Raw genomic sequence first — 6,619 nt, forward strand, 5'->3', positions numbered from 1 at the left:
TTGGGACCGTGCCGGCGGGCCGATTGGCGGCTGACGCAGCGCCGCCGCCGGCGCGTGGCGGCGTGGCGCGATGGGCGGCCGGGCCGGCAGCGACCCGGCCGGCGGCCATCAGACGGTACGGCGCACGAACGGCACCCGGCGGCCGTCGTGTTCGCTCTGCGCGGCGAGCTCGATGATCGTCATCACGTCGACCGCGTCCTGCGCTGTGACCGGGAACGGCGCGCCGTCGCGGATCGACGCGGCGAGCGCGCGGTAGAACTCCGCGTACTGGCCGTCGAGCGTCGGCACCGGACGTTCGACTTCGAGGTCGCCGTCGAGCACGCGCAGCAGGCCGGGCGGGTTGCCGCCGCCGAATTCGACGTCGTCGGCGGTGAGACCGGCCTTGAGCTGGTCTTCCTGCGTGTCGAGCCCGAACTTCTGATAGCTGCCGCGCGTGCCGTGCAGCGTGAAGCGCGCGGGTTCGATCGCCGACAGCGCGCTTGCATGCAGCGCGACGTCCTTGTCCGGATAGCCGAGCAGCAGGTGCACGAAATCGGGCGCCGTGCCGTTGTCGCGGCGCGTCTTGACGGTGGCGCTCACCGTTTCCGGCGTGCCGAACAGCGCGAGCGCCTGGTCGATCAGGTGCGGGCCGAGGTCGAGCAGCAGGCCGCCGCCGCGGGCCGGCTCCTCGCGCCAGCGCGGGCGCGGCGTCGGCCGGAAGCGGTCGAAGTGCGACGCGAAGTAGGTGACGCGGCCCAACTCGCCCGATTCGACGACGCGACGCACGGTGAGGAAATCGCCGTCCCAGCGGCGGTTGTGGAACGGCGCGAACAGCCGGCTGCGCGCGTTCGCGAGCCGTGCGAGCGCGAGCGCCTCGTCGGCGGTGAGCGTGACCGGCTTGTCGACGACCACGTGGCGGCCCGCTTCGAGCACCTGGCGTGCGAGCGTGAAGTGCGTGTCGTTCGGCGTAGCGATCACCACGCATTCGATATCGTCGAGGCCGAGCAGCGTGTCGAGGTCGGGGACGATGCGCGCGCCCGGATACGCGGCGTGCGCGCGATCGGACTGACCCGTCGCGATCGCGGCGACTTCAGTGCGGCCGCTCGTGGCGATCACGGGCGCGTGGAACGTCGCGCCGGCGAAACCGAAACCCATCAAACCAATCCTGAGCAATGACGACATGGCAATTCCTGGCTGCGAAGGAAACTAAAGGATGGCGCGCCGGAGCGGCGGCGCGGAGACGACCGGCTATTTTGGCATGGCGCCGCCGCTTGCACAGACGCGTCGGGCGAAACGCGCGATGTGATGCGGCAACTGCGCAAGGAATGCCGGCATTTTGCGCGAGATCGGGTGCCGGGCAGCGCGACTGCCTGGCGTTCGGCTCTCGCCGCTCGGCTTTCGGCTTGGCTCTGCTCGGTTCGCGGCTCTCCGCGTGGCGTGACATGGCGCGCGCCGCGCGGCGAGCCGTGGCGGCCAACCGGCCCGTAGCGTGCCGCGTCATGCGCCCACCCGCTGCCGCACGGCGGCCGCGACCTGCGCGGCCCACACGGCGCAAGCCGATGCGCCGGGATGGAAGCCGTCGGCGGCCATCAGGTGACGTTCGAGCGGCAGGTCGACCCGCAGGAACGTGCAGTCCGGCTGCGTGCCGGCCCAGCCTGCGAGCACCGCGTTGAGCCGCCTCGCGCGCAGGCCGAGATACCACGCGAGCGGTTGCGGCAGCGCCGGGAAGCGCTCCATCGGCGGCACCGCCGACAGGATCGCGTGCCCGACCTGGAAGCGCGTGGCGAGCAGCCGGACCAGCTCGGCCTGCTGCGCGAGCCAGCGTGCGGGCGGCACGCCGCCCGTCACGTCGTTGACGCCGAGCGACGTGACGGCCACGTCGAACGGCTCGGCCGGCTCGGCGGCGAGCCAGTCGACCAGCTCCCGCGTGGTCAGGCCGGTGCGCGCGAGCAGTTTCCAGCGCACGCGGTGCGTGACCGCCAGCGCGTTCGCCAGTTGCCCGGCGAGCGCATCGTGCTGCGTCGCGACGCCGACGCCCGCGGCGGCCGAATCGCCGACCACCAGCACGCGCAGCGGCGGGCCGTCACCGGCCACGCCGTCGCGCGGGCCGGCCGCCTCGGGCAGCCGCGGCGTGACGCGGCGCACGTAGCGCCCCTGCACGAACAGCAGCGGGCCGAGGGCGGCGGTGGCGAACGGGTATCCCATGAGTCGATCCGGTGACGGTTCAGGCAAATTGAAGCGGGCCGGCGCGGGTGGCGCCGGGGGAGTGCATATTGTGTCCGATCCCGGCGCGGACGGGGCCAGATTGGCCGAGCGGACAGGCACGACCCCGCCGAACGGACAGGGGGCGCCTGCCCGGCAAGCCTGCCCGCGCCCGTCCGGCCGCGCGCCCGAAATACGCCCCGCCGACGTGTTAACATGCGCGTCCTGCCTGCGTGTCCGCCTGCTTCACCAGCCTGTCGCGCACGGCATCCTCCCGGCCCTCCGCCGTCAACCAGCAACACCATCCGCCATCATGTCCGCAGGCCTGAATCCCGCTCAGAATGAAGCGGTGCGCTATCTCGACGGTCCCTGTCTCGTGCTCGCCGGCGCGGGCAGCGGCAAGACTCGCGTGATCACGCAGAAGATCGCGCACCTGATCGAAGCGAAAGGCTTCGAGCCGCGCCATATCGCCGCCGTCACGTTCACGAACAAGGCTGCCGCCGAAATGCGCGAGCGCGTGTCGAAGCTGCTGGAAGGCAAGACGCTCACCACGCCCGGCAAGGAAGGCCGCAAGGTGCCCGTCAACCAGCTCACCGTCTGCACGTTCCACTCGCTGGGCGTGCAGATCCTGCGCCAGGAGGCCGAGCACGTCGGGCTGAAGCCGCAGTTCTCGATCATGGATTCCGACGACTGCTTCGGGATGATCCAGGAGCAGCTCGGCACGACCGACAAGGGGCTGATCCGCAAGATCCAGAGCATCATCTCGCTGTGGAAGAACGGCCTGATCATGCCCGACGAGGCGATGGCGATCGCGGCCAACGAGGACGAGCACCAGGCCGCGCTGGTCTACCGCAACTACGTGGCGACGCTGCACGCGTACCAGGCGGTCGACTTCGACGACCTGATCCGCCTGCCTGCCGAGCTGTTCGCGAAGAACGAGCCGGTGCGCGACCGCTGGCAGAACAAGCTGCGCTACCTGCTGATCGACGAGTACCAGGACACCAATGCGTGCCAGTACGAGCTGCTGAAGCAGCTCGCGGGCCCGCGCGCCGCGTTCACGGCGGTCGGCGACGACGACCAGGCGATCTACGGCTGGCGCGGCGCAACGCTCGAGAACCTCGCGCAGCTCGGCAAGGATTTCCCGAAGCTGCACGTGATCAAGCTCGAGCAGAACTACCGGTCGACGGTGCGGATCCTGACCGCCGCGAACAACGTGATCGCGAACAACCCGAAGCTGTTCGAGAAGAAGCTGTGGTCCGAGCACGGGATGGGCGACTCGATCACCGTCACGGCGTGCAACGACGAGGAGCACGAGGCCGAATCGGTCGTGTTCCGGCTGTCCGCGCACAAGTTCGAGCGGCGCGCGCAGTTCCGCGACTACGCGATCCTGTATCGCGGCAACTTCCAGGCGCGCATCTTCGAACAGGTGCTGCGGCGCGAGCGGATCCCGTACGTGCTGTCGGGCGGCCAGTCGTTCTTCGACAAGGCCGAGATCAAGGATCTGTGCGCGTACCTGCGGCTGATCGCGAACGCCGACGACGATCCCGCGTTCATCCGCGCCGTCACCACGCCGCGCCGCGGCATCGGCAACACGACGCTCGAGGCGCTCGGCTCGTTCGCGGGGCAGGCGAAGGTGTCGCTGTTCGAGGCCGTGTACATGGGCGGGATCGAGGCGCGGCTGTCGGCGCGCCAGGTCGAGCCGCTGCGGATGTTCTGCGACTTCATCCAGCGCCTGACCGAGCGCGCGGACAAGGAGCCCGCGACCGTCGTGCTCGACGACATGATGGAGGCGATCCACTACGAGGCGTACCTGTACGACGCGTTCGACGAGCGGCAGGCGCAGTCGAAGTGGCAGAACGTGCTCGAATTCCTCGAATGGCTGAAGCGCAAGGGCACGAAGCCCGAGACGGAGGCCGTCGACGGCGAGGCCGACGGTTTCCACAACGCGGACGGCCTCGCCGATACGGGCAAGAACCTGCTCGGCCTGATCCAGACCGTCGCGCTGATGTCGATGCTCGAAGGCAAGGACGAGGACCCGGACGCCGTGCGGCTGTCGACCGTCCATGCGTCGAAGGGGCTCGAGTATCCGCACGTGTTCCTGGTCGGCGTCGAGGAAGGCATCATGCCGCACCGAGGCGGCAGCGACGACGACGGCCCGATCGACAACGAACGGATCGAGGAGGAGCGCAGGCTGATGTACGTCGCGATCACCCGCGCGCAGCGCAGCCTGCACCTGAACTGGTGCAAGAAGCGCAAGCGGGCGCGCGAGACGGTCGTGTGCGAACCGTCGCGCTTCATCCCGGAGATGGGGCTCGACGAAGCGCCGCCGCCGACGCCTGAAGAAGCGCCGATGTCGCCGAAGGACCGGCTTGCGAGCCTGAAGGCGTTGCTGCAGAAGTGATGGGTGCGGCGCTGCCTTAGTCACGGCGCGATGAACCGGCGACACCAAAACGAAACCCCCGCGATGCAAAGGCGTCGCGGGGGTTTTTTACGGATGGCCGTACGGGCGCGTTACTTCGACGCGTTGACCATGTAGTCGACGGCCGCCTTCACGTCGGCATCCGACGCGTTCGACCCGCCCTTCGGCGGCATCGCGCCCTTGCCGTGCAGCGCGTAGTTGTAGACCGTATCCATCGATTCCTTCAGGCGCGGCGCCCAGTCTGCCTTGTTGCCGAACTTCGGTGCGCCGAGCACGCCGGCTGCATGGCAGGCCTGGCAGGTCGACGCGTACAGCGCCTTGCCGGCCATTGCTGCATCGGCGCCCGCCGGGGCTGCTGCGGGCTTTTCGCCGGCCTTCGGGATCGCGGCGATCGCGGCCATGGCCGCGGCGGCCTGCGCGTTCGATGCGTCGGCGCCCGACGCGGGTGCGCCGCTGGCGGGCTGCGCCGCGTTGGCGGCCGGCGCGGCCGGTTCGGGGAAGTTCGCGCCGTCGTTGTTGGCCATGTAGACGATCGCGCGGGCGATTTCATAGTCGCTGACGTCGTCGGGGCTCGTGCCGCCGCGCGCCGGCATCGCGCCCTTGCCCGCGAGGGCCGTCTTCAGCAGCGTGTCGAAGCCTTGCGAGATGCGCGGCGCCCAGTCGTCCTTGTTGCCGAATTTCGGCGCGCCGGCGGCGCCGGTGCCGTGGCAGGTCACGCAGACGGCCTTGTAGACTTCCTCGCCGGTCTTGTACGTGCGGGGCGCGTTGGCGTCCTTCACGTCGACCTTCGCGATCGGCGCGATACGGGCGGCGACCTGCTGGTCGGATAGCGCGTCGGTGCCGGCGCCGGAACGGAATGCATGGTTCGCGTAATTGGCGAACAGGACGATCAGGACGATCGGAATCGCGAACGACGCGATGATGACGGCAATCAGCTGCCCGGGGGTTTTGACGGGAGATTCGTGGGGTGCTTCGCTCATGCTTGCCTCGTCTCCATGAATAGGAATTGTGAGCGCGGTGCAACGGCAAAATGGCAGTCCAATGAAGCACGGACGATTATAGACGGAACGTTTACATCACGGCGAGCGGCGCGATGGCGCGTGTTTACCCGCACGCAGGGCCGTCCGGCGGCGATTCGGCGGGCAAGGTGGACGCGTCTTGGGAAACCGGGTATCCTTGCCGTCTTGCCAATCGTGGGCGGCCTGTATATGGGGTCGCTTCGCTGTCTCACGCGCCCGTAGCTCAATGGATAGAGTACTGCCCTCCGAAGGCAGGGGTTGCTGGTTCGATCCCAGCCGGGCGCGCCAAAAAATGCCGTAAATACAAGGTCTTAAAATCGCGGTTCGAAGTTGTTCTGCGGCCGTACGGAAATTGTACGGAAAACCCCTCTGCATACCATCTTTCGAGCAGGCCGGCCTCCGCTACTTTTCTCTCGTCGCCGTCCCGGTGGCTGCCAGCACGGTGAGCGCACTCAGACTCGGACCTAAACGTTGCAATGACGAGGCTGATGTCGCTACATCAGCAGAGCCTGTCCAATAAGCGAGTGACGCGTATCATTCCGGCGTCCCTTAGAGCAAGGTGCCGTCGCGATCTTGGCGCGGGCAACACGATCATTGATTCCATCGGACGGGTAGAAGAAGTCGCATGAACACCGTATACCGACCGCCGCGTCGCGAGCGCGATCTCAAATGGTATTTCGACATCACGCTCTCAAACATTGGCAACTGCTACATGCACCTCAAACCGGGAACCGGTGGGGAGGAATTTGTTAGCCAGATCCTGACGCCTGTCGCCGTGAACGACGATCCGTCCATCGAGGAGCCGATTGAAATTGTCATGTCTTGCGCGAGCGCAGAGGACCGGGCCAAAGGGCCAGATTGGGTAGCGCAAACGCCGTACGGTCTGTTGATTTGCACGGAATCCTGACCCACCCTACGCAGTAATTTGCATCGAATATTGACCCACGTAGAACACTGACCTGCTCGGCAACGGGCAGGGGAACGGAGTGATCGACGTGGC

General features: G+C 67.7%; 5 protein-coding genes and 1 tRNA gene. 3 read left to right on the forward strand and 3 right to left on the reverse strand.

What is annotated here, in order from left to right:
• Positions 1 to 108 precede the first annotated feature (108 nt).
• Together HWX55_RS22420 and HWX55_RS22425 are read right to left on the reverse strand one after the other, a co-directional pair.
• On the reverse strand, positions 109 to 1,161 hold the full coding sequence (locus HWX55_RS22420) for an oxidoreductase (protein ID WP_175977324.1): 1,053 nt from the start codon (positions 1,159 to 1,161) through the stop codon (positions 109 to 111).
• 315 nt (positions 1,162 to 1,476) lie between these two features.
• Positions 1,477 to 2,184, reverse strand: coding sequence for an SGNH/GDSL hydrolase family protein (locus HWX55_RS22425; protein WP_175977325.1), 708 nt, complete (start codon positions 2,182 to 2,184; stop codon positions 1,477 to 1,479).
• Positions 2,185 to 2,494: 310 nt separating this feature from the next.
• On the opposite strand from HWX55_RS22425, the gene HWX55_RS22430 reads away from it, so the two are divergent.
• Entirely contained in the window at positions 2,495 to 4,582 is a 2,088-nt protein-coding gene (locus HWX55_RS22430; RefSeq protein ID WP_175977326.1) for a UvrD-helicase domain-containing protein, read from the forward strand.
• A gap of 110 nt (positions 4,583 to 4,692) precedes the next feature.
• Here HWX55_RS22430 and HWX55_RS22435 read toward each other — a convergent pair whose 3' ends face one another.
• Positions 4,693 to 5,580, reverse strand: a complete 888-nt coding sequence (locus HWX55_RS22435; protein ID WP_175977327.1) for a c-type cytochrome — start codon at positions 5,578 to 5,580, stop codon at positions 4,693 to 4,695.
• Between the two features lie 251 nt (positions 5,581 to 5,831).
• Here HWX55_RS22435 and HWX55_RS22440 point away from each other — a divergent pair.
• Positions 5,832 to 5,907 (forward strand) — tRNA-Arg (locus HWX55_RS22440).
• A gap of 337 nt (positions 5,908 to 6,244) precedes the next feature.
• A complete protein-coding gene (locus HWX55_RS22445) occupies positions 6,245 to 6,526 on the forward strand; it encodes a hypothetical protein (protein ID WP_175977328.1) in 282 nt (93 codons plus the stop codon).
• Positions 6,527 to 6,619: the final 93 nt, after the last annotated feature.

The organism is Burkholderia sp. BCC1047 (genome assembly GCF_902833155.1).
Taxonomy (GTDB): Bacteria; Pseudomonadota; Gammaproteobacteria; order Burkholderiales; family Burkholderiaceae; genus Burkholderia; species Burkholderia sola.

What these genes read in the sequence shown, in the direction of transcription:
- HWX55_RS22435 (WP_175977327.1), bottom strand. Translation starts at nt 5,580, where the DNA reads ATGAGCGAAGCACCCCACGAATCTCCCGTCAAAACCCCCGGGCAGCTG.
- HWX55_RS22430 (WP_175977326.1), top strand. Translation starts at nt 2,495, where the DNA reads ATGTCCGCAGGCCTGAATCCCGCTCAGAATGAAGCGGTGCGCTATCTC.
- HWX55_RS22445 (WP_175977328.1), top strand. Translation starts at nt 6,245, where the DNA reads ATGAACACCGTATACCGACCGCCGCGTCGCGAGCGCGATCTCAAATGG.
- HWX55_RS22420 (WP_175977324.1), bottom strand. Translation starts at nt 1,161, where the DNA reads ATGTCGTCATTGCTCAGGATTGGTTTGATGGGTTTCGGTTTCGCCGGC.
- HWX55_RS22425 (WP_175977325.1), bottom strand. Translation starts at nt 2,184, where the DNA reads ATGGGATACCCGTTCGCCACCGCCGCCCTCGGCCCGCTGCTGTTCGTG.